This is a genomic window from Enterocloster alcoholdehydrogenati, from assembly GCF_013282095.1.
Classification (GTDB): Bacteria; Bacillota; Clostridia; order Lachnospirales; family Lachnospiraceae; genus Enterocloster; species Enterocloster alcoholdehydrogenati.
In genome coordinates, this window is sequence record NZ_BLTJ01000001.1 from 246,390 (window position 1) to 265,907 (window position 19,518).

Here is a 19,518-nt window from a genome sequence, read left to right on the forward strand (position 1 = left end):
TTATGTCTCCTGTATCTATTTTATCACTGCTCCTGGCGTGCCGCCTTTGGGCTAGCGGTCCCATTTCTCACACAGCGCCAGGATCTGTTCTGTAAACCGGGCCAGATCCTTGTTGGCCCCGCCCTGATTGTGGCTGATTACCTCCATCAGCCGGCTTCCCGCATCTGCCAGTCTGGTATAGACACCGGCAGCCTTTCTCTCCGTCTCTTTCTCCTTCTCTGCCAGCACCGGCTCTGTCCGGCAGATCCAGCAGTTCCTTATAAGGTCAAACTGCGAACCGGAATAAGGAGCGTCTGCATCCAGCTTTAGCTGGTTCGCCAGAGTGTCCGTAAAGGAAGTGCAGGACTCTTCGTTTCCATGGACTACAAATATATGCTCCGGCTGTTTCTCAAAGGCCAGAATCCAGGTTAAAAGGCCATCCCGGTCCGCGTGGCCGCTGATGCCGTCAATGGTCTCGATATGAGCCCTGACATCGATCTCCTCGCCAAAGATCTTTACCGCCGGGGCTCCGTCCTGAAGAAGCCGCCCCAGGGTTCCTTCTGCCTGATAGCCCGCAAAAACCACCGAGCACTCCGGCCTCCACAGGTTATGCTTTAAATGATGGCGGATCCGGCCCGCATCGCACATACCTGCCGCAGAAATGATCACCTTGGGAGTCATGTCAAAGTTGATATTTTTAGAATCGTCGCTGGTGATGGACAGCCGCAGGCCCGGAAAATCAATGGGATTGATCCCCTGTTCTACCAGGGCCTTTGTCTCCTCATCATAACATTCCATGAGATTTTCCTTAAAGACCTGGGTAGCTTCTACAGCCAGAGGACTGTCCACATACACCAGAAAACCGTCATGGCCGTGAATCAGCTTCTGCTCCTTGATATGGCGGATCATATACAGAAGCTCCTGGGTACGGCCCACTGCAAAAGCGGGAATCACCACATTGCCCGACCGATCCAGCGTCTCCTGAATGATCCTTGTAAGGCTTTCAATATAGCTTGTGGTCCGCTTGTGATACCGGTTGCCGTAGGTGGATTCCATCACCACATAATCTGCCTCTGTGATGTACTGTGGATCCCGGATCAGGGGCTTGTTTTTGTTGCCGATATCGCCGGAAAATACGATCTTGCGCGTCTCATCCCCTTCTGTTGCCCAGATCTCAATGGAGGCAGATCCCAGAAGATGACCCACATCCGTAAAACGCAGCGTCAGGTTGTCGTTGAGCCGAAACATCTGACCATAGGCGACTCCCTCAAAATGGCGGAGCACCTGTTGTGCATCCTCCATGGTATAGAGGGCTTCTACCTCCGTCCTGCCGGCCCGGCGCGCCTTCCGGTTCTTCCACTCTGCCTCCATCTCCTGAATGTGGGCGCTGTCGCGCAGCATGATGTCGCACAGATCCCTGGTGGCATAGGTGGTGATCACCTGACCTTTAAAGCCTCTGGCATAGATCCATGGCAGCATCCCCGCATGGTCGATGTGGGCGTGGGTCAGGAATACATAGTCGATCTGACTGTAGCTTACCGGAAGCTCTGCATTGATATATGGATTGTTTCCCTGCTCCATTCCGCAGTCGATCAGCACCCTGCAGTCTCCGACCTCAAGAAAATGACAGCTTCCAGTAACTTCATGATCCGCTCCGATAAAGGTTAGTCTCATATGCATTCTCCCCTCTGAAATTCGTATCATCCGCGGATAAAAGCACAGACGGATGGTATGGTGAAATAATGTAATATTCTGTAAACTTAGAGATATTATACCATATTATCCATTTAAAATGCAATATTTTTGGTTGTTTTATACATTTTTAAGAATTATGATAAAACACCCTCCTGATACTCGCCTGAATGGTCAGATAATAATGCAGATCATTCCGCCATTGCTGTCATTGATGATCTTCTGAAGCGTATCCTGCAGCTTCATCTGGCAGTCCTCCGTCATCTGAGCGATCTTGGCCTGGATCCCGTCCTCTACGATCTGCTCAATGGATTTTCCAAAAATATTGGCGCTCCACACGCCTTCGTCACTCTCTCTGGCATTGGACTTGATATAGGCAATCAGATCCTGAGCCTGCTGCTCGCTTCCCACAATGGGCGCGATCTCTGTCTCAATATGAGCCTTGATGAGATTGATAGACGGAGCCTCCGCCTTCATTTTCACTCCGTATTTATTGCCGTGACGGATCACCTGTGGCTCATCTAACAGGATCTCGCTGCGCTCCGGCATCATGACCCCATAGCCCTTAAGTCTTGCCTGTGCCAGGGCATTTTTTACCTTCTCATACTCCTTCTGCATCCGGGCCAGACCGCTTAAGGTCTGCATCAGCTGGTATTCTCCGCTGATGGGAAGCCCCACATAATCGCTCAGGATCTGATAATAGTGGCTGTCATCCATTTCCACCTGAAGGGCTACGCTTCCGTCTGCCATCTCCATCTTGCGGATGGAGATAGATTTTACGGCTCCGGGCTGGCTGTTGACATCCTGAATCCTGGCGGCCACATCCTTCATATGGCCTATCTTCTGCAAAATATCTCTGGCTGTCTGGATCACCTGGGCCTTCAGCCAGTGGGTGGACGGAAGAATCTCCAGCCATTTGGGAATATGGAAATCTACCTCCGTTACAGGAAATTCCTTCAAAACGCGTTCCAGAATATGAAAAATATCTTCTTTCTTTAACTGCTCGCAGTTCACGGGCAGCACGGACACCCCGTATTCCTCCCCCATTTCCTTAGCCAGCCGAACCGTTTCCTCTGAATACGGCTTCAGGGAATTTAAAAGGATGATAAAGGGTTTTCCAAGAGCCTTAAGCTCATCTACGGTCTGGCGCTCCGCCCCTATGTATCCGGGCCGCTTGATATCGCCGATGGACCCGTCCGTAGTAACTACGATTCCAATGGTGGAATGATCCCCGATGACCTTCCGGGTGCCCAGCTCCGCCGCCTGTGTAAAGGGAATCTCATGGTCAAACCAGGGCGTTTTCACCAGCCTCTCCTCCCCGTTTTCCACATGGCCGGCAGCGCCGTCTACCATAAAGCCTACACAGTCGATGAGCCGCACCTTGGCCTGGATCCCATCCTCAAGTGTAATCTTTGCCGCTTCCTTTGGAATGAATTTGGGTTCTGTGGTCATGATGGTCTTTCCCGCCGCGCTCTGAGGAAGCTCGTCGCGGCTTATGGTCCGCAGATTTTCATCCTCCATGGCCGGCAGCACCAGAAGCTCCATAAATCGCTTGATAAACGTGGATTTTCCCGTCCGCACCGGACCTACCACGCCGATATAGATCTCGCCTCCGGTTCTGGCCTCAATGTCTCTGTATACATCAAAATTGTCCATAAAAATACCCCCTTGCACGTTTTTATAATATATGCACAGGGGGTTGACTTGTATTACTCGCTTAAGTATGCCTTCTTTACCCGATCGTTGTTCATCAGCTCCTTGGCGTCCCCGGAAAGGGCGATAGAGCCGGTCTCCAGCACATATGCCTTGTGTGCGATGGAAAGGGCTTTCTTTGCGTTCTGCTCCACCAAAAGCACCGTGGTCCCGTCCTGGTTGATCTTCTGGATGATATCGAAGATCTCATTTACATAGATCGGGGACAGACCCATGGACGGCTCGTCTAAAACAATCAGCCTTGGATGGCTCATAAGGGCGCGTCCCATGGCAAGCATCTGCTGCTCACCGCCGGAAAGTGTTCCTGCCAGCTGGCTCTTTCTCTCCTCCAGACGCGGGAAACGCGTATAGATCATCTTAAGCGTCTCATCCATCTCGGTTTTGTCCTTTCGGGTGTATGCACCCATTTTCAGGTTCTGAAGAACCGTCAGACTGGAAAATACGCGCCGTCCCTCAGGAACGTGGGCAATTCCCATGCTTACCAGCTTATAGCCCGGTATGCGGGTGATATCGGTTCCTTCATAGACGATCTTTCCCGCCTTGGCGTTTAACAAACCGGTAATGGTGTGCAGCGTGGTGGTCTTGCCTGCACCGTTTGCGCCGATCAGGGCCACGATCTCTCCCTGCTCCACATCAAAGGAGATTCCCTTTAAAGCCTGGATCATGCCATAATATACCTCCAGGTCTCTGACTTCAAGCATAGCCATAATATCCTCTCCTCCTATTCGCCAAGATATGCTTTAACCACTTCCGGGTCGTGGAGCACGTCGCTGGTAGGGCCTTCTTTTAACACCTGTCCGAAGTTCAGTACAGTCAGTTTCTCACAGATACCGCTTACCAGCTTCATATCATGCTCAATCAGCAGAATGGTCATATCAAAGGTATCACGCACAAAGCGGATGGTATCCATCAGCTCCGCCGTCTCGTTTGGGTTCATGCCCGCCGCCGGCTCATCCAGCAGAAGCAGCTTTGGCTGTGTAGCCAGCGCCCTGGCAATCTCCAGCTTTCTCTGCTTGCCGTAGGGAAGGTTGGAGGCTTTGAAATCACATTCATCTGCAAGGCCAAAGACGTCCAAAAGGCGAAGGGCTTCCTGATCCATCTCCCTTTCTACCTTAAAATACCTTGGCAGACGGAAGATTCCCTCTACCGCAGAATACCGGTAGTGGTTGTGCAGCCCTGCTTTTACGTTGTCAAGCACGGACATATCCTTAAACAGTCGGATATTCTGAAAGGTTCTGGCCACACCGTCCTGATTGATCTGAATGTTGCTTCTTCCTGTGATATTTTTCCCGTCCAGGACAATGCTCCCGGCATTAGGCTTATAAACGCCGGTCAGAAGGTTAAATACCGTAGTCTTTCCAGCTCCGTTTGGGCCGATCAGGCCGTAGAGCTGCCCCTTTTCAATATCAATATGGAAACCGTCAACGGCCTTAAGACCGCCGAAGGAAATGCTTAAGTTCTTTACTTCCAGCAGTGCCATTATGCCGCCTCCTTCTCTTTCTTTCTGAAATTCTGAGCGATCCTCTCTCTGAGCGCCACAAACTGGGGCGCAGAGTTAAAGAGCATGGCGAGGATCAGAACGATGGCATACATCAGCATACGGTAGCTGCTTAAGCCTCTTAAAAGCTCCGGGAGCATATACAGGATCACCGTAGCGATCACAGAGCCTCTGATGTTTCCGATGCCGCCAAGAACCACATATACCAGGATCATAATGGACATATTGTAGCCGAAGTTCTTTGGAAGAGCGGTCAGGGTCGTCAGATTGTGCGCATAGAGCACGCCTGCCACTCCGGCCAAAGCCGCAGATACAGAAAATGCCATCAGCTTATATTTTGTGATATTGATACCGATGGATTCAGCCGCAATCCGGTTGTCGCGAATCGCCATAATGGCCCGGCCTGTTCGGGAATTTATGATATTCATAACAATAAACAGGGTGATAAGCACCAGTATGACGCCGATGGTGAAATTAGCCGCCTGAGGCGTGCCTGTGATACCCTGAGCGCCTTTGATGAGCACCTCCCCGTCAGGAGCCAGCCCCAGGGACAGAGAATCTTTTAAGGAAAAATGGAAACCGGCGGAATCTCTTCCCAGGTAAATGGCATTGACCAGGTTTTTAATGATCTCGCCGAAGGCCAGGGTAACGATGGCCAGGTAGTCTCCCTTTAAACGCAGCACAGGTATGCCGATGAGGATGCCAAACACAGCTGCAGCGGCCGCTCCAATCAAAACGGCGATCACCAGGGACAGCGTTGGATCCATGGCTCCCTTCATGCATTTGGAAAAAAGGGCCCCTGTAAATGCGCCCACACACATAAAGCCGGCGTGTCCCAGACTTAATTCTCCCAGAATACCTACCGTCAGGTTTAAGGATACGGCCATGATCACATAGATGCAGAAAGGAACCAGAAGTCCTTTAACCAGGCTGGAAACATGGCCTCCGCTTATGAGAAGCTGCATAATGAGATAGGCTGCGATCACCATACCGTAGGTAATCATGTTGTTTATAAATGTTTTCTTTTTTGCGTTGCTCTTCATACCGGTACACCTACACTTTCTCTCTGATCTGCTTTCCAAGGATGCCTGTGGGCTTTACAAGCAGCACAACAATCAGCACAGAAAACACAATCGCGTCGGATAACTGGGAGGAAATATATGCCTTAGACAGAATCTCAATGATACCTAACAGGATTCCTCCGATAAACGCTCCCGGTATAGAGCCGATTCCTCCGAATACGGCAGCCACGAATGCCTTGATACCCGGCATAGAGCCGGTATAGGGCGTTAAGGACGGATAAGCGGAGCATAAAAGCACGCCGGCAACCGCCGCCAGTGCGGAACCGATGGCGAAGGTCAGCGCGATGGTGCCGTTTACATTGATGCCCATAAGAGTAGCCGCTCCCTTATCCTCGGATACGGCAAGCATTGCCTGCCCCGCCTTGGACTTATTGATAAAGGTCACAAGGCCAATCATGATAACAATACAGGAGACAATGGTTACTATGGTCTCTCCTGTAATAGTCAGCTGTCCGCCGGCCAGACGCAGGGCCGGGAGAGTTACTACGGACTTAAAGGATTTTGTATCCGCGCCGAAGATCAAAAGGGCCACGTTCTGAAGCAGATAGCTGACACCGATGGCAGTGATCAGAACCGCCAGCGGGGAGGCGGAGCGAAGAGGCTTATATGCCACCCTCTCGATCACAACACCCAGCACTGTGCAGGCGGCTACTGCCAGAAGCACGCCGGCCAAAGGGGGAAGTCCCATGGAGCCTGTTGCCACAAACACCACATAGCTTCCGATCATGATAACATCGCCGTGAGCAAAATTCAGCATCTTGGCGATCCCGTATACCATGGTATATCCAAGGGCTATGATCGCGTATACACTGCCCAGGCTGACGCCGTTGATCAAATAGTTAACAAAGCTCATTTACACACACCTCTTTATTTATTTCCTACAAACAGGAGGGCTGTCTTTCGACAACCCTCCGTCGGGTTTTTTGTTATAAAAATTTTATTCCATGACAGAATAAGCACCGTTTACGATCTCCACTGCCTTAGGTGCCTTATGCGGCTCTCCGTCCTCGGTCCAGGTCATGCTCTCGCCGGTAAGTCCATCCAGCTTGATGTTCAGCATGGAAACTTTCATCGCATCGCACAGGTCGCTTACAGACATATCGGGAGTTGCCTTTGCATCCTCTAAGGCCGCCTTTACCGCGTATACCGCGTCATATGCGTCAGCCGCAAACTGAATAGGAGTTTCGCCGTAAGCTTCCTCGTAGGATTTTACGAACTTAACCGTCAAATCGTCCGTTGCGTCAGCTGCAAATGGAGTTAAAAGCATAAGGCCCTCTGCCAGGCTTGTGTCAAAGCCCTTTACCTGCAGGATGCCGTCCATACCGTCTACGCCGAAGAACTGAGGCGCAAAGCCCATGGTATTAGCCTGCTGAAGGATCAGGGAAGCCTCTGTGTAATAGATAGGAAGGAATACCAGCTCAGCGCCTGAATCCTTTGCCTTCTGTAACTGTGTGGAGAAATCCTTGTTGCTGTCAGCGGTAAATGCCTCTGCCGCCACTACCTCCAGGCCCTGTCCGGGAGCCTCCTGAGCAAATTTTTCATAGATGCCGCTGGAATACACGTCGGAACTGTCATAGATCACTGCAATCTTGGTTGCCAGCTTATGTTCGCCGATGTAAGCAGCGGAAGCTGCTCCCTGATCCGGATCAGAGTAGCATACGCGGAATACATTTGGATTGGCAGCACACTCTACGGCTGAACCGGAGGGAGTGATCTGGAACATATTATCTGCTGCCGTCTTGTCTGCCACTGCCACACAGGGCGCGGATGTAGTGGTTCCCACTAATATCTGCATTCCCCAGTCCTTTAATGTATTGTAAGCATTGATGCTCTTTTCGGCATCGTGCTCATCATCCTGGAACTGGAACTCAATGGGATAGCCATTGACACCGCCTGCTGCATTGATCTCATTGACCGCCAGCTCAGTGCCGTGCTGTACAGCTGCTCCATATACGGCGGCACCGCCTGTAAGAGGGCCGATCCCGCCGATTTTAAATACAGTGCCGTCTGCCGACTTCTCTTCTCCTGCCGACTGGCTCTTTGCGCCGTCTGCGGAACCGGAGCCGCTGCAGGCAGTCAGTGACGCAGCCATCACTGCCGCAAGTCCTACGCTTAAAAATCTCTTTTTCATAATGTTCTCCTCCTCTTGCGCCTGACATATTTCAGGAAAGAGTTTTCACCTTTCTCTTTTCTTTCACACGTCATTCACTGCACGATTATAATGCTTTGCTGTATTAAAGCTTTTTTCATTATAAAAATTTAGCGATACCTTGTCAACCTTTTTTAGACAGTAAGCGCAATTTTGCCGCTTAAACGGATCTTTTTTTCATTATGCCTTCCATACAAGATCAGAATTCTCCATCCGCCGATCCCTGAGCATCAGTTCATAAAGGGCGTCCTTTGCAGACTTTCCCTCAAATAAAACCTGGTTTACCTGCTCCACAATCGGCATGGAAACCTGATATTTTTCAGAAAGTGCTCTTGCAGCCCTGGCGGAATATACGCCCTCTACCACCATATTCACTTCCTTCATGGCTTCTTCCATGGTATAGCCCTTTCCGATCAGGATACCGGCCCTGCGGTTGCGGCTGTGCATACTGGCGCAGGTAACGATCAGATCCCCGATGCCGGTCAGACCGGAAAAGGTCTCCGGACGGCCGCCCATGACGGTTCCAAGCCGTGTAATCTCCGCAATTCCTCTGGTAATCAGGGCCGCTTTTGTATTGTCTCCGCAGCCCAGGCCGTCTGCGATTCCGGCTGCCAGTGCAATCACATTTTTCAGGGCCCCTCCCAGTTCGATGCCAAGCATATCCGGGCTGGTATATACGCGGAATACCCGGCTCATAAACAGAGACTGCACAAGCTCCGCGTCCTCCTTTTTATGAGCCCCCGCCACACAGGTAGTGGGAAGGCCGCGGCTGACCTCCTCCGCATGGCTGGGGCCGGAAAGAACGGTCACACAAGCCGCAGGCAGCTCCTCCTCGATTACCTCAGACAACGTCTTTAAAGAACCATCCTCAATTCCCTTTGCCACATTGGTCACAACCTGCCCTTTTTTCAGAAAAGGGGCCATTTTCCCTGCGGTCTCCCGTACATAGACGGACGGTACGGAAAGAACCAGAAGTTCCTTTTCTTCCATGGCCTCCTGTAAGTCGCCTGTGATTCTTATATTCTCCGGAATCGGCGTATCTCCCAGATTAGGATGGCGTCTTGTGGCGGTAAGCGCTTCCACTTCCGCAGGAACGGCGGACCAAAGCTCCGCCTGGTGTCCGTTTCCTGAAAGCAGCACCGCCAGAGCCGTCCCCCAGGTTCCCGAACCGATCACTCCGATCTTAGCCATATGGTATCCCTCCTGTTATTTTTATTGCGGCTTTGGGGCGCTTTCCTTCTTTGCGCCCACCTTATTCTCCGTACCTTTTAAAAGGCGTCCGATATTGGCTCTGTGACGCCAGAATGCCATGGCAGTAATCACGCAGGTCACAGCCGTAAATTCCCAGACCTCCCCGGCTGTAAGGCCGTAGGCGCCGTGAAGGCCCATGACGATATTCCAGACAAGGAGAATGGACGATACCACCAGAGAACCCAGCGACACATACCGCGTCACGGCCACGATCAGGATAAAGCAGGCCAGACAGATCGCCGTCAGCCGCCAGTCGACGGAGAAAATGATCCCCGCCGTGGCAGCGATGCCCTTGCCGCCCTGAAATCCCAGATAAAAGGGAAAATTATGCCCAAGAACCACACCAAGACCCGTATAGAGCATATAGACATAGATAAGCTCCGGCTGATCCTTAAAAAGCAGACGTACCAGAAAGCATGGGATTGCCGTTTTTAAAAAATCTCCCAGAAATACGAACAGTCCTGCCTTCTTTCCCATAACCCGCAGGGCATTGGTGCTGCCGGAATTGCCGCTTCCATATTTTCGTATATCAATCCCATGAAGCCTTCCATAAATATAGCCGGTCTGAAACAGGCCGCACAAATAGCCGGCGGCCAGACAAATGATCCGTTCCATCTCTTTCTTCCCCTTGTATTACTGATCTTTTTCCTTCCGTTCCCGGATGATGAATTTTAAGGATGTTCCCTTAAAGCCGAACGCGCTGCGGATCTGATTCTCCAGATATCTTGTATAGGAGAAATGCATCAGCTCCTTGTCATTTACAAAGACCACAAACGTCGGCGGCTTGACAGCAACCTGAGTCATGTAGTAGATCTTTAACCGCTTTCCCTTATCTGAGGGCGGCTGCTGCATGGCCACTGCCTCTGTCATGATCTCGTTGAGGACACCGGTAGCCACCCGCAGGTTCTGATTCTGGCGAACCATGTCAATCATGTCAAAGAGCTTTGGAAGGCGCTGGCCTGTTGCGGCTGAAATGAAGATAAATTCCGCATATGGCATAAATGCCAGCGTCTCCCGGATCTTATTTGTATACTGATAAATGGTCTTGTCATTTTTCTCGATGGCATCCCATTTATTAACGGCCACAATGATGCCTTTGCCACGGTCATGGGCGATTCCGGCGATCTTTGCGTCCTGCTCCGTAACGCCTTCCTTGGCGTCAATGACAACTACCACAATGTCCGCCCGCTCCACAGCGGTTACTGTGCGGATGATGCTGTAGCGCTCTAATTCCTCTTTGATCTTATTCTTACGGCGCAGACCCGCAGTATCAATAAACACATAAGGGGCACCGTTGTGCACAATCTCCGTATCCACCGCGTCTCTGGTGGTTCCCGCAATATCCGATACAATTACCCGGTTCTCGCCTAACAGCTTATTGATAATGGAAGATTTTCCTACGTTTGGCTTTCCTACCACTGCAATCCTTGGGCGGTCGTCCTCCTCTTCTTCTGTGGAAACTCCATCAAAATGCTTTACCACCTCATCTAAGAGATCTCCGATCCCCAGACGGGACGCAGCGGAAACGGGAACAGGATCTCCGATTCCCAGGTTGTAGAACTCATACACGTCATTTCCAAACTTTGCGATGCTGTCTACCTTGTTTACCGCAAGTACAACAGGCTTGCGGGACTTGCGCAGCATATCCGCCACCTTGGAATCCGCATCCACCAGACCCTGGCGCACATCCACGATAAAAACGATCACATCTGCCGTGGCAATGGCGATCTCTGCCTGCTCCCGCATCTGGGACAGGATGATATCACTGGTATCCGGCTCGATACCGCCTGTATCAATCATGGTAAAATTCATATCCAGCCAGCTGCAGTCCGCATAGATCCTGTCTCTGGTAACGCCTGGCGTATCCTTTACAATGGAGATGGTATCTCCCGCAATTACATTAAACAGCGTAGACTTTCCTACGTTGGGTCTGCCTACGATGGCTACCACTGGTTTGCTCATTTATATTCCTCCTGTATCTCTTCTGACAGCTCCTCAAGCTCATAGCCCTCGTAGCCGTAGCCGCTTCCCGGACCTGGCGCATCCTCCTCCGGCTCCGGTTCCAGCTGCGGATAAAGGACGGCTCTTACAAAATCACGTCCGCTTGATTTTACTATACGCACCTTTACTTGTAAAGCCTTTTCTGCATCCTCCGCCGTGAGATCATCTAAGAAGGTAGTCTCCCCGCTGCGGAACATATTGATGGGAAGGAGGAGATATTCTCCCAGCTGTCTGCCCTTAAGCTGGGCGATCACGTCCTGGCCGGTCAAAAGTCCGGAAACCGTAATGGACTCGCCGAAAAAGTCATTGCGGATGGGGTAAATATGGATGGTGCGGCCGGGAAATTTCTCTTTGATCCAGCCGGCGTACCTCTCTATATATGGGTACGGCAGCCGGCCGGTTGCGATGGATACGGTATGCTTAGCTCCGTCATCCTCAAGCCCTGCAAGAGCCTCCTCTACCTCTGCCGCCAGCAGACGCAGCATACCCACGCCGTTTTCCAGCTGGATGTAACCGTCATAGCGCTCTTCTTCAGGAAGAGGCCGCTCTGCCAGGATGTACCACTCGTCGCTGGCGTGGACAAAATGGATGCCGTGCTCCTTATATATTTTCTTCTGCCACTCCTCAATGAGGTCGATCACCCGGCAGGCATCTTCCCTGGTAAAAGGTTCCAGAGGATACAGGCCGTCGCGAAACCTTGAAAGCCCCACCGGCACCACAGACACACTCTGCATACAGGGGATATACTTCGTCAGATCCTCAATGGAACGCTTAAGCTCGTCCCCGTCGTTGACGCCCCTGCAGAGAACAATCTGGCCATTCATGGGCGTTCCCGCCTCAAAAAGACGGTCAATCATCTGAAGCGCCCTGCCTGCAAAGCGGTTATTCAGCATTTTGCAGCGCAGTGCCGGGTTAGTGGTCTGGACGGAAATATTGATGGGAGCCAGCTTAAAGCGGATGATGCGCTCAATATCCTGCTCCTTTAAGTTGGTCAAGGTAACGTAATTGCCCTGAAGAAAGGACAGGCGGGTATCGTCGTCCTTAAAATAGAGAGTCTCCCGCATCCCCGGAGGCATCTGGTCGATAAAACAGAAAATGCACTTGTTGCTGCAGGAGCGGTAGTCGCTCATCAGACCATTTTCAAAGGTAAGCCCCAGATCTTCATAATCGTTTTCGATATCAAGCTCCCACTCCTCCCCGTCTGCCTTGCGGACTGTCATGATCATGGAAGGGCTGTTTACATAGTATTCGTAGTCGAAAATATCCTGTATTGTATTTCCATTTATAGTAAGGACACAGTCTCCCGGCTCCAGCTCCAGTTCCTCGCCGATAGAACCTGGATCTACCTTTAAGATCCGATGGCCTTCCAGTTTCTTTTTCATATTGCTTTAACCTCGATTTATATTTTCTTTCTCTATCATAACAACTTTACGTATGTTTGTAAATGACAACTTCCGGGAGCACATCTTCGGTGAAAGGATGTATTTTTTAGTAAAATACCTGTAAAGCCTTGACCGGACTGCCGGGAAATGGTATATATCATAATGTATGCCCTCACGGGACTATGTATTTTTAAGCGTCCTGTAGGGAAAAATCGTCACTACAATCAACAAAGGAGTAAAGCTTTCATGGCTAACAATTTCGTATTTAATGATTCTCTCCCTGTTGCGCCTCTGAAACTGGCCGCACTGGAAAGCTGCCGGGATTTTGCCTCTAAGGTCAACGACCATATCGTGCAGTTCCGCCGCAATGACATCGAGGAGCTGACACGGCGCAAGGCAGACCTGCGCTATCGCGGTTATGACGTGGATTCCTACCTGTTAGACTGCCAGTGCCCCAGATTCGGCACAGGCGAAGCAAAGGCTGTGATCAATGAATCCGTCCGCGGAACCGATATTTTCGTAATGGTGGACGTGATGAACTACAGCATTCCTTACAGCGTATGCGGCTACACCAATCATATGTCCCCGGACGACCACTATCAGGATCTGAAGCGCATTATCGGCGCCTGCTCCTCCACCGCCCACCGGATCAATGTGATCATGCCCTTCCTCTATGAGAGCCGCCAGCACAAGCGCACCAAGCGCGAGTCCCTGGACTGCGCCATGGCTCTGGAAGAACTGGTAGCCATGGGCGTGGAAAACATCATTACCTTTGATGCCCACGATCCCAGAGTGCAGAACGCCATCCCTCTGTACGGTTTTGACAACTTCCTGCCTACCTACCAGTTTGTAAAGACCCTCTTCTCCCACGATACAGACACAAAGATCGACAAGGAGCACTTAATGGTTATCAGCCCGGACGAAGGCGCTATGAACCGCGCCGTTTACCTGGCAAATAACCTGGGTGTGGATATGGGTATGTTCTATAAGCGCCGGGACTACTCCAAGGTAGTAAACGGGCGCAACCCCATCGTAGCCCATGAGTTTTTAGGCTCCTCCGTAGAGGGCAAGACCGTTCTGATCATTGACGACATGATCTCCTCCGGCGAAAGTATGCTGGATACCTGCAAGGAATTAAAGGAGAGAAAAGCCGCCAAGGCGATCGTATGCTGTACCTTCGGCCTCTTTACCAACGGTCTTGAAAAATTCGACGAGTATTTTGAGAAGGGCTATCTGGATTATGTAATCACCACCAACTTAAATTACCGTCCCAAGGAGCTTTTAGAGCGCAAGTGGTATCTGGAGGCAGATATGAGTAAGTACACCGCTGCCATCATCAACTCTCTGAACCATGACCGCTCCATCGGCGCTACCCTGTCTCCTACCGAGAAGATCCAGAAACTGGTAAAGAAGAGACAGCAGACCCTCTAAACCACATATTGCCTTTGAGAAATACGTTAGAGCGAAATTGAACGTATATGCAAAAATCCCGTCCCAGGCGCAAATATCTGCCCGGACGGGACTTTTTTATTCTCTCAGACACAGAAACGCTGCCAGAGTTCCTCTCTTTGCTCCCACCTTCCGGTGAGAGAAGAGAAATTCGTGATTGCACATGGTACAGATATTGGTAGTGTGGATCTGCTCTCTTTTAAGCCCTTCCTCTGAAAACAGGATCTCGTTGGCCTTCCAGAGATCCAGCTGATATTTGCCCGGAGCCCTCCCCGTTTCAAACAGCGCATCATGCCATTTGGGCGCAAAGGCATTTTTAAACTCCTCCACCACTTCTTCCCCCACCTCAAAACAATCCTTACAGATGCTGGGGCCGATACAGACAGTCAAATCCTCCGGCCGTGTTCCGAAGGCTTCTTTCATAGCCTTCAGCGTTTCACGGGCCATTCCCTTTACCGTGCCGCGCCAGCCTGCATGGCTCAGGCCGATAGCCCGGTGAACCGGATCCACAACGTATAAGGGCACACAGTCTGCGTAAAAGGTCACAAGCGTCAGCCCCGGCACATCTGTGATCATACCATCGATATCCCGGTACTCTCTGGGCCGGATCACTCCCTTTCCGGCATCGTCCTCTGTCATCTGCCGGACATGAACCGTATGGGTCTGCCAGGAAACCACCATCCGATCCCGCTCCACTCCCAGTGCAGCGGCCATCCTGGTAAAGTTTTCCAGCACATCAGACGGATCATCCCCTCTTGTGTAGGAGAAATTCATCGCAGCACAGTCCCCTTTGCTGACGCCGCCCAGTCGTGTAGAAAACCCATCCGCCACCAGCCCTGTTTTCTTCAGCGCCCGGAAGGACAGGTAGGGAACTCCTCCGACTTCCTCTGTATCCAGTATTGCTTCCCTGTTTTTATAATTCCATGGAATCATGCCTCACATTCTCCTTTCCCGGTCTCTTCCACAGCCCGCACAGCATCCGGCGCGTTCCTAAAAAGCATCCAAAATCCACTGAAGGTTTCCCCCAGTGAACCCCACCACATCAAAGCGGCAGGGTGTATCCTCCGGTATCTTACGAATATACATAAAATACCGGGCTGTATCGCGGATCCGCTTCTGTTTTCGCAGATCCACAGCTTCAAGGGGGTAACCCAGACTGCCGTCAGCCCTGTATTTTACCTCTGTAAATACCAGATACGCCCCGTCTTTTAAGATCAGATCAATCTCCCCGAAGCGGCTGCGGAAATTTTTTTCCAGCAGCGTCAGGCCCTGTTTTTGCAGAAAGGCAGCCGCTGCTTCCTCGTAACGGCTGCCTGTTTCTCTTTTATTCATCCATTTCCCCTGCTATGTTTCTGTACTAAAGTTCTTTATAAACGTCCTTCTGTGGATGGGACAGGGCCCAAGCTCCTTTAACGCCTGGATATGAGCCGCTGTACCGTAGCCCTTATGCTTCCCAAAGCCGTAGCCCGGATAAATGGCGTCATATTCTGCCATCATGTGATCCCTTGTCACCTTTGCAAGGATACTGGCTGCCGCAATAGACACGCTTTTGGCATCGCCTTTTATGATAGGCACCTGCAAAATTTCCACCTGTGGGATATTCACCGCATCGTTTAAAAGCAGCTGCGGAACCACTCCCAGGCCTGCAATCGCCTCACGCATAGCTTCATAGGTAGCCTGGAGAATATTGATCTCGTCGATCCGGGCAGGAGAAGCCGTTTTCACGCACCAGGCCACAGCCTTTTCCTTGATTTCTGCAAACAGCTCCTCTCTGCGTTTTTCTGAAAGTTTCTTGGAATCGTTCAGATACAGAATCTGGCAGTCTTTGGGCAGAATTACCGCTCCAGCCGTCACCGGCCCTGCCAAGGGCCCTCTTCCTGCCTCATCGATGCCGCAGATCAGGGAAAAATCCCCATATTCTCTCTCGTAGGCTCTCATTGCCTCCAGTCTGGCAAGCTCCTTCTCCAGACGTTCTCCCTTTAATTCACGCGCCATTATTTCACCCTGTCCTTATAATCCTGCGCCTGCTCCAGGCTCAGCCGCCCCAGCTTGCCGGAGCGAAAATCATCTAATAAAAGAGCCGCGGCCCTGGCCAAATCCAGTTCGCCGCCCCTGATCAGACAGGAACGTTTCCGGGCGATCTGCTCCAGCATATAACTGGCACAAAGGTTCTGTTCTTCTTTGGAAAGAGAAACCCAGGGCCCCTTTTCTTCGTCAGACTCCTCTTCCGTCAGACCATATCGTTCCTTCAGCACGCCGGGATAGACCTCCTCCAAAAGCCGGATCAGTTCCCAGGCCAGTTCGTCCCTATTCAGGATCTGGTCATTGATGGAGCCGATCAGAGCCAGATGAAGACCCACTGTCTGATCCTCAAACCGGGGCCAGAGGATACCCGGCGTATCCAGAAGTTCCAATGTTTTGTTTAAACGGATCCACTGGTTTCCCTTGGTAACGCCCGGTTTGTTTCCCGTCTTGGCACAGGCCTTTCCTGCAAAGGAATTGATAAAAGTGGACTTTCCTACATTTGGGATTCCCACTACCATGGTTCGGATGGGACGGTTTAAGATACCTCTGCGGCGGTCTCTCTCGATCTTTTCCTTACACGCCTCCTGAATCACGGCCTGAACCTGCTTTAGGCTGCCCTTGTTTCTGGCGTCGATCTTTGCCACATGGATGCCTCTTGATTCAAAGAGGGAAGCCCAGGCGGCATTTTTTCCCTCATCTGACAGATCCGCCTTATTAAGCAGAACCATCCTGGCCTTTCCAGCCGCCAGCTCATCGATATCGGGATTGCGGCTGGAAAACGGCACTCTGGCGTCCACCAGCTCGATCACCAGGTCAATAAGCTTCATATCCTCTTTCATCGCCCGTCTGGCCTTTGTCATATGGCCCGGATACCACTGTATGTTCATCGCTCTAACTCCTTTCTTTTCCGGAAATAAATCCAATCTTTAAAAGAGGCAGGAAACGCAGCCACACCTTTCCCGAAATCTGCTCCAGGGTCACATTCCCCACATTGGCAAAACGGCTGTCCTCGCTGCTGTCCCGGTTATCTCCCAGAAGAAAGTACTCCCCGTCTGATAACTGGACAGGCGATTCGGCCCTTCCTGCCAGCGAGACCTGTTCCAGCTGTGCGGGCGCCTTAAGCGGCTCTCCGTCAATCAAAACGATTCCGTTTTTGATCTGTACCGTCTCACCGGGAAGGCCGATAACCCTCTTTACATTCTTCTTTCCATCCTCCCGTTCAAAGACTACGATGTCAAAGCGCTGGGGTTTCCCTATCACATAGGAAAGCCGGTCTGTAAGCACCACATCGCCCCCGTCTAAAACAGGCTGCATGGAATTTCCCGACACCTTTACCTGCTCTCCAAAGCCATAGACCAAAAACCAGGCACAGGCCAGGACTACCACAACATTTACGATCCAGCTGACACTTTTTCGCAGCCAGGCAGTTTCCTCATTGATATAAAAATCCAACTCTGTCCTCAATCCTTCAGACCGGTTTATGCATTTCCCGGCTATCAAAATGGGGACAATTTTCATTGTCCCCTTTTCGCGCTTCTTACTTATTTAACTAATTCTTTTACCTTGGCAGCCTTGCCTACTCTGTCTCTTAAGTAGTTCAGTTTTGCTCTTCTTACCTTACCCTTGCGTACTACTTCGATGTTGTCAACGCTTGGGGAATGTAAAGGCCATGTCTTCTCAACGCCGATGCCGTTGGAATTCTTTCTTACAGTGAAGGTTTCTCTTGCTCCGCCGTTCTGTCTCTTGATCACAACGCCCTCAAAGATCTGGATTCTCTCGCGGTTTCCCTCTTTGATCTTGTTGTATACCTTTACGGTATCACCTACGTTGAAGCTTGGTACGCTTTCCTTTAACTGTGCTGCTTCGATATTCTTGATAATTTCGTTCATGGTGTGAACCTCCTTCGTCTATTGGATGTTCTTAATACTCTATGAGGTAAAACGGATTCACCGCAATTCAGTAACAGAGGACCATCTATTCTTTGTCACAACGGTATCAGTGTACCATACTCCCTCTTAATTTGCAAGTGGTTTTTTGACATAAATATGGACTTTGCTGATCCTGTTTTTATTGACCTTCTCCACCACCAGACGGACTTTGTCCGTGTTCACCTCTTCTCCCTCCTTGGGCAGATGCTCCAGACGGTCGATCATAAAACCTCCCACCGAATCAAAATCCTCTGACTGAAGATCCAGCCCCAGACGGTCATTGAAATCATCCAGATTCATGGAGCCGTCAGCCATATATTCGCCATCAGACAGTTCCTTTAACTCGTCCTCCTCGTCCTCATCAAATTCATCCCGTATATCCCCCACGATCTCCTCCAGAATGTCCTCCAGAGTAATGAGGCCTGCGGTGGCTCCGTACTCATTGGAAACAATGACGATATTGTTGGAGGTCTTGCGCATCTCGATCATCAGCTCGGAAAGTTTCTTGGATTCAAAGGTAAAAAGGGGCTGACGCAGATAATCCCGGATGGAAAAATGCGTCCTGTCCTCCAAAAGAATCAGATCCTTCATATTGATAATGCCGATGATATTGTCTGTATTATCCTCATAAACGGGAAGCCGGGTGTAATGGTCCTTTCTGAAAATATCCATCAGTTCCTCATAGGACGCCTCTACATCCACAAGGGCCATGTCGATCCTGGGAACCATGATATCGCGGGCAACAGAATCGCCCAGATCAAACACATTATTGATCATCTCTTTTTCCTCAGACTCGATTACTCCCTTTTCATGCCCCACCTCTACAATCGTCCTCAGTTCATCTTCTGTGAAGCTGTCCGCCGGTTTGTCAGGATCCACGCCAAGGATGCGCAAAACTCCCCCGGACAGCAGATTTACAATATAGATTACCGGTGTCAGTATAGTCATAAGCACGCAGATCAGATGGGCGAAGCGCAGGGCATTCTTCTCTGCATCCAGCGTGGCTACTGTCTTTGGCGTAACCTCGCCAAAAAGCAGTACAAGAAGCGTCAGTATGCCGGTTGCCGCTCCCACTGCCTCGCTTCCCATCACATCCGTCACAAGCACTGTAAGGATGGCAGACGCGGAAAGGTTGACCACATTGTTGCCGATCAGGATGGCGCCCAGCATCTTGCTCTGATCCTTTCTGGCCTTCAGTACCCAGCAAGCTGCCTTATTGCCATTGTCTGCAAGATTTCGCATACGAATCAGATTCACCGTTGTAAGGGCGGTTTCCGATGATGAGAAAAACGCCGAAAGCCCCAGACAGACCACTACTAACACCAAACGTATACCGACCGTATCACCTGATAGATCCAAAATTCATTCA

The 19,518-nt window shown here is 50.8% G+C and carries 19 protein-coding genes; 1 reads left to right on the forward strand and 18 read right to left on the reverse strand.

Features of this window, described 5'->3' with window-relative positions; genetic code table 11:
• Positions 1-51: 51 nt before the first annotated feature.
• The 11 genes from HW447_RS01205 to HW447_RS01255 form a co-directional block, all read right to left on the reverse strand.
• A complete protein-coding gene (locus HW447_RS01205; RefSeq protein ID WP_176253488.1) occupies positions 52-1,659 on the reverse strand; it encodes an MBL fold metallo-hydrolase RNA specificity domain-containing protein in 1,608 nt (535 codons plus the stop codon).
• A gap of 186 nt (positions 1,660-1,845) precedes the next feature.
• Entirely contained in the window at positions 1,846-3,327 is a 1,482-nt protein-coding gene (gene spoIVA, locus HW447_RS01210; protein ID WP_176253489.1) for a stage IV sporulation protein A, read from the reverse strand.
• 53 nt (positions 3,328-3,380) lie between these two features.
• Entirely contained in the window at positions 3,381-4,091 is a 711-nt protein-coding gene (locus HW447_RS01215) for an ABC transporter ATP-binding protein (protein WP_176253490.1), read from the reverse strand.
• 14 nt (positions 4,092-4,105) lie between these two features.
• Positions 4,106-4,864 (reverse strand): ABC transporter ATP-binding protein, encoded by a 759-nt coding sequence (locus tag HW447_RS01220; RefSeq protein WP_176253491.1) that lies wholly within the window; start codon positions 4,862-4,864, stop codon positions 4,106-4,108.
• Entirely contained in the window at positions 4,864-5,925 is a 1,062-nt protein-coding gene (locus HW447_RS01225; protein WP_176253492.1) for a branched-chain amino acid ABC transporter permease, read from the reverse strand. The genes HW447_RS01220 and HW447_RS01225 overlap by 1 nt, the downstream gene beginning before the upstream one ends.
• Before the next feature lie 10 nt (positions 5,926-5,935).
• Positions 5,936-6,817 carry a branched-chain amino acid ABC transporter permease gene (locus tag HW447_RS01230; protein ID WP_176253493.1) on the reverse strand — a complete coding sequence of 294 codons (882 nt, stop codon included), beginning with the start codon at positions 6,815-6,817 and terminating at the stop codon, positions 5,936-5,938.
• An 84-nt stretch (positions 6,818-6,901) separates the two neighbouring features.
• Entirely contained in the window at positions 6,902-8,095 is a 1,194-nt protein-coding gene (locus tag HW447_RS01235; protein WP_176253494.1) for an ABC transporter substrate-binding protein, read from the reverse strand.
• Positions 8,096-8,293: 198 nt separating this feature from the next.
• A complete protein-coding gene (locus HW447_RS01240; RefSeq protein WP_176253495.1) occupies positions 8,294-9,304 on the reverse strand; it encodes an NAD(P)H-dependent glycerol-3-phosphate dehydrogenase in 1,011 nt (336 codons plus the stop codon).
• A gap of 21 nt (positions 9,305-9,325) precedes the next feature.
• Positions 9,326-9,979, reverse strand: a complete 654-nt coding sequence (plsY, locus tag HW447_RS01245) for a glycerol-3-phosphate 1-O-acyltransferase PlsY (RefSeq protein WP_176253496.1) — start codon at positions 9,977-9,979, stop codon at positions 9,326-9,328.
• An 18-nt stretch (positions 9,980-9,997) separates the two neighbouring features.
• The gene (gene der, locus HW447_RS01250) at positions 9,998-11,326 is read right to left on the reverse strand and encodes a ribosome biogenesis GTPase Der (RefSeq protein ID WP_176253497.1); all 1,329 of its coding nucleotides are present in this window, start codon (positions 11,324-11,326) and stop codon (positions 9,998-10,000) included.
• Positions 11,323-12,747 (reverse strand): DUF512 domain-containing protein, encoded by a 1,425-nt coding sequence (locus HW447_RS01255; protein WP_176253498.1) that lies wholly within the window; start codon positions 12,745-12,747, stop codon positions 11,323-11,325. Before HW447_RS01255 ends, der begins: the two co-directional genes overlap by 4 nt.
• A gap of 246 nt (positions 12,748-12,993) precedes the next feature.
• On the opposite strand from HW447_RS01255, the gene HW447_RS01260 reads away from it, so the two are divergent.
• Complete coding sequence (locus tag HW447_RS01260) at positions 12,994-14,178, forward strand: ribose-phosphate pyrophosphokinase (protein ID WP_176253499.1); 1,185 nt, start codon at positions 12,994-12,996, stop codon at positions 14,176-14,178.
• 96 nt (positions 14,179-14,274) lie between these two features.
• Here the strand turns inward: HW447_RS01260 and pgeF are convergent, their stop codons facing one another.
• The 7 genes from pgeF to HW447_RS01295 all read right to left on the reverse strand — a co-directional run bounded on the left by pgeF (position 14,275) and on the right by HW447_RS01295 (position 19,508).
• Positions 14,275-15,129: a peptidoglycan editing factor PgeF gene (gene pgeF, locus HW447_RS01265; RefSeq protein WP_176253500.1), complete on the reverse strand. Its 855-nt coding sequence runs from the start codon at positions 15,127-15,129 to the stop codon at positions 14,275-14,277.
• Positions 15,130-15,186: 57 nt separating this feature from the next.
• Positions 15,187-15,528, reverse strand: a complete 342-nt coding sequence (locus HW447_RS01270) for a YraN family protein (RefSeq protein ID WP_176253501.1) — start codon at positions 15,526-15,528, stop codon at positions 15,187-15,189.
• A 12-nt stretch (positions 15,529-15,540) separates the two neighbouring features.
• Entirely contained in the window at positions 15,541-16,194 is a 654-nt protein-coding gene (locus HW447_RS01275) for a ribonuclease HII (protein WP_176253736.1), read from the reverse strand.
• Complete coding sequence (ylqF, locus tag HW447_RS01280; RefSeq protein ID WP_176253502.1) at positions 16,191-17,108, reverse strand: ribosome biogenesis GTPase YlqF; 918 nt, start codon at positions 17,106-17,108, stop codon at positions 16,191-16,193. Before ylqF ends, HW447_RS01275 begins: the two co-directional genes overlap by 4 nt.
• Before the next feature lie 4 nt (positions 17,109-17,112).
• Complete coding sequence (gene lepB / locus HW447_RS01285; RefSeq protein WP_176253503.1) at positions 17,113-17,673, reverse strand: signal peptidase I; 561 nt, start codon at positions 17,671-17,673, stop codon at positions 17,113-17,115.
• Between the two features lie 89 nt (positions 17,674-17,762).
• On the reverse strand, positions 17,763-18,110 hold the full coding sequence (rplS, locus tag HW447_RS01290; protein ID WP_176253504.1) for a 50S ribosomal protein L19: 348 nt from the start codon (positions 18,108-18,110) through the stop codon (positions 17,763-17,765).
• A gap of 126 nt (positions 18,111-18,236) precedes the next feature.
• Positions 18,237-19,508, reverse strand: coding sequence for an HlyC/CorC family transporter (locus tag HW447_RS01295; protein WP_176253505.1), 1,272 nt, complete (start codon positions 19,506-19,508; stop codon positions 18,237-18,239).
• Positions 19,509-19,518 lie beyond the last annotated feature (10 nt).